A 3342-nucleotide genomic window follows, 5' to 3' on the forward strand; every position below is an offset into this window, starting at 1 on the left:
GAATGCAGGACCCTCAAATAGGGCGCTGGTGGGTAATAGATCCATTAAGTGAAAAGGGGCGTCGATGGAGTCCCTATGTTTATGCCTTTAATAAACCAGTTAGGTTTATAGATCCAGATGGTATGTGGGCAAGTGAAAATGAGGGGCCAATTGAAAATTTGATAAAAGGTGCGAAGAATTACGCAATAGCTTTTTCTATAGGTGTATCTTTTAAATTCAATAAAAATAAAAAGCATGTAGTTTCATATGAAATTACATGCTTTGAAATGCCATTAGTCGGGATGACTGGATTCGAACCAGCGGCCTCTTCGTCCCGAACGAAGCGCGCTACCGGGCTGCGCTACATCCCGTTGGAGCGGCTAAATTATAAATCTTTTTGTTTTCTGCAAATTTTCCTGCAAAAAATTTATTGTTGTAATCGTATCGCCGTTGCAGGACAGTACCTGTTTTCCCCGGGTAGCCGTAAATAACCTATCCACTATACTTGTCTTAATGAAATGTTCAGTATCTCTCACTGACCCCGAGGCTGCTCCCTGGGTCCTCGCCTGTTTCTTAGGGTTTTCCCTGACAAAAAACCAAAGGTTTCTCCAATCTTCCTGCGTGCCCTTATATCCTTTCTTCGCTGAAATTTCCGAACCTAATACAATTTCCCAAAATGAAAAGTAGACTACTTACCTTTCTGTGTATCATTTATGCAATAGCTTTCAGCAGTTGCTGCAAAAGTAAGAATGATGATCCCGGTAGCCCAGACAACGGCCTTCTTCAAAATTCAGGAAATGGGGGATAAATCGGTATAAGCCTAAGCAACGGAAATGTTATAGCCCAATTTCAAAAAGCATCCCGGTATGCTAACCACTCATTTCCCAAGCTATTGTCGTACCTCCTGCGTTGGATAACGGGCTTATAATCTTACGCCTCCAGGCAACTGTATTGTATAACGTTGCCGCTTTTCAGGGTCAGCAAATCGATAAAGGCAATGTGAGCTGGATGCCTGATAATCCAGTAGTCTTTAAAATCTGCCGGTCCAATCCGCAGTTATTAAAGAACTTCACTTCGCACCCACTCGAAACGTTTACCGGGAATTTTCACGGTATACCTCTCCCCTGGGAAAATATATATTTACAGTATGCAAGCCTGATATCGCTGGTCCCTGATACCTGAAAACTATATAGTGTATTTACTTTATCACGGTCCTATGTTTGCTCCATTCTTTTTCCCTCACAGCTCTTTTGCGCAACAGGATACAATTCATACCCCTGCTCAAAAGAGTATTGATTCATTAAGGAACGACTATTTATACAAAGATGATACAGCCACGCGCCTGCTAAACAATAGATTCACCCCAACCTACCATGCACATTCGCACATCTATACAAGCTCTGCCAATACCGGTTTAATCCTCTATATTTTAACTATTGAAATTTTTTTTTAGTAATATCGCAGCTTGTTTCATTTTAAATATTGCCTTTTCAGGCAGGAATCAAGGGTATTTATGTCGCCAGGTGTGAAAGTGATTTTTTTTGTTCTATTTATGTTCAGTAGCTTCCCGGGGAAGGCCCAACCCCTCCGGGACACCGCTAAAAAAGATCAAAAGGTTGTCTATTTTTTTAGTGGTATCGGGGCAGATTCAACTATATTCATGAACCTGAAACTGCCGGGTTACCACAAAGTTTACATCAACTGGATCCCTGCACTGCGGGATGAATCATTAACAGCATATGCCGGAAGGATAAGGAGCCAGATTACGGTGGAAGATCCGTATTTAATCGGGCTTTCCTTTGGAGGTATAGTGGCTGTGGAAGTATCCAAGCTGGTAAAAGTAAAAAAAATGGTACTGATCTCTTCGGTCAGAACAAAAGATGAACTGAATAAGAGGCAGTTCTTTTTCATGAAATTAGGGTTGTACCGCATCATTCCCCGGGCATTAATAAACCGCGCCAACTTTCTCACCTATAGCTATTTTGGCGCCCATTCCCTGAATGATAAAAAAGCACTACGGAAATTATTGAAAGATACCGATGTGGCTTTTTTCCGTTGGGCGCTGAAAAGCATTGGTTACTGGAAAAATAAAGAAGTACCGGAAAGAACTATACAGATACACGGGACCGCCGACAGGGTCATAACCAGCCGGCTTGTGCATCCTGATTACCGCATTAAAGGCGGAGGACATCTTATGGTTTTTAATAAAGCGGATACCATCAGTAAGATCATCACCAAGTACTTCCGTGAATAATAAACAAAGCCCTCTCAGGGCTGAATATTATAATATTCAGATACCTGGCGGTAATCACTATAGTTTACACCCGATGCACTCCTGGCTATAACACCACCGGGTATGATGACATAACGGAACCTGAAATACTGGTTCAGATCAATATTACTGATTATATTAAGACCGCCTACGTAATACTGGGGATACATCTTCACATCGCCACTGTTGGAGGCATAAGGAATAAGCAGTACCGCGGAACCGAAATCAGCATATACCAGTATAATCCCTTTATCAAGAATTTCCCTGGTAAGAGCAGGTATAGGCCATTGCAGCATTCTCCCTGAAGTAACAGATTTCCATGTGGAATAGATCACATTAGCTGTACCGGCAGGGCCCTGTTTGCCGGTGTCTCCCCTGTCGCCTTTAGGCCCTGTTGCCCCCTGCGGGCCTTCAGGGCCGGTTTTTGAACAGGCAAGGCATAACAGGAACAAGCCGGCCGTTAATAGCAATTTTGTTTTCATGACTATAGGTTTGAAGTGTTGAAAGATGTGTTACTGCAAAGAATTGTTTTTGGAGAAACAGGGAAAAGGACCATTTAGCCATTGACGGGGTTCACTGAGCAATTGGGGAAAAAGTGCGGCAACGGTACTGATAATATGGGCTATGGCGATCCGGTGTGTTTCGGTGGCAAATTTATGTAATACAACAGGCCAATTTTCGCCATCCACCGGCCACCATAATAGCCAGATTTTCCAGGAACGCGGGCTATGCCGCCGGCCACTTTGGGAAATGGCATTTGAGTGGTGGCCGGGATGTTACGGGCGCCCGGGCTTCATCAGCCGGCCGGTCATACCAGGCCCGCCACAGCAGATGAAATATCTGCAATCAGGTCACTGGGCCTGCTGTCCTTCTTAGTTGAATGGCAGGCGTTAAAAGGATCGCAGCAAAACATTGCAGCGCTTCATCCTCCATATTTTAGTAATTTCGTTACCGGTAGTAAATTTTTTCATATACCAACAACTGAAAAATGAATAATACAAGAATCTTTAAAACTTCTTTTGCAAGTGTTTATCCGCACTACATTGAGAAGGCGGAGAAAAAAGGCCGCACAAGAGAGGAAGTACATGAAA

The 3342-nt window shown here is 43.3% G+C and carries 3 protein-coding genes, 1 tRNA gene and 1 pseudogene; 3 read left to right on the plus strand and 2 right to left on the minus strand.

Annotation, left to right across the window (positions count from 1 at the left end; translation table 11 throughout):
• Positions 1 to 2 precede the first annotated feature (2 nt).
• Positions 3 to 113: pseudogene (locus VIM72_RS32375) on the plus strand (hypothetical protein); the annotation flags it as partial.
• A gap of 163 nt (positions 114 to 276) precedes the next feature.
• Here VIM72_RS32375 and VIM72_RS04805 read toward each other — a convergent pair.
• Positions 277 to 350: transfer RNA gene (locus VIM72_RS04805), tRNA-Pro, on the minus strand.
• A gap of 1289 nt (positions 351 to 1639) precedes the next feature.
• Here VIM72_RS04805 and VIM72_RS04810 point away from each other — a divergent pair.
• Positions 1640 to 2233: an alpha/beta hydrolase gene (locus tag VIM72_RS04810; protein WP_332001731.1), complete on the plus strand. Its 594-nt coding sequence runs from the start codon at positions 1640 to 1642 to the stop codon at positions 2231 to 2233.
• A 14-nt stretch (positions 2234 to 2247) separates the two neighbouring features.
• On the opposite strand, the gene VIM72_RS04815 is transcribed toward VIM72_RS04810, so the two are convergent.
• Positions 2248 to 2733 carry a hypothetical protein gene (locus VIM72_RS04815; RefSeq protein WP_332001732.1) on the minus strand — a complete coding sequence of 162 codons (486 nt, stop codon included), beginning with the start codon at positions 2731 to 2733 and terminating at the stop codon, positions 2248 to 2250.
• A gap of 506 nt (positions 2734 to 3239) precedes the next feature.
• On the opposite strand from VIM72_RS04815, the gene VIM72_RS04820 reads away from it, so the two are divergent.
• Positions 3240 to 3342 (plus strand): DUF2200 family protein (locus VIM72_RS04820; RefSeq protein WP_332001733.1); only part of this gene is annotated, 103 nt, incomplete at its 3' end.

This window comes from Chitinophaga sp. (assembly GCF_036569185.1).
Taxonomy (GTDB): Bacteria; Bacteroidota; Bacteroidia; order Chitinophagales; family Chitinophagaceae; genus Chitinophaga.

What these genes read in the sequence shown, in the direction of transcription:
- VIM72_RS04815 (WP_332001732.1), bottom strand. Translation starts at nt 2,733, where the DNA reads ATGAAAACAAAATTGCTATTAACGGCCGGCTTGTTCCTGTTATGCCTT.
- VIM72_RS04810 (WP_332001731.1), top strand. Translation starts at nt 1,640, where the DNA reads ATGAACCTGAAACTGCCGGGTTACCACAAAGTTTACATCAACTGGATC.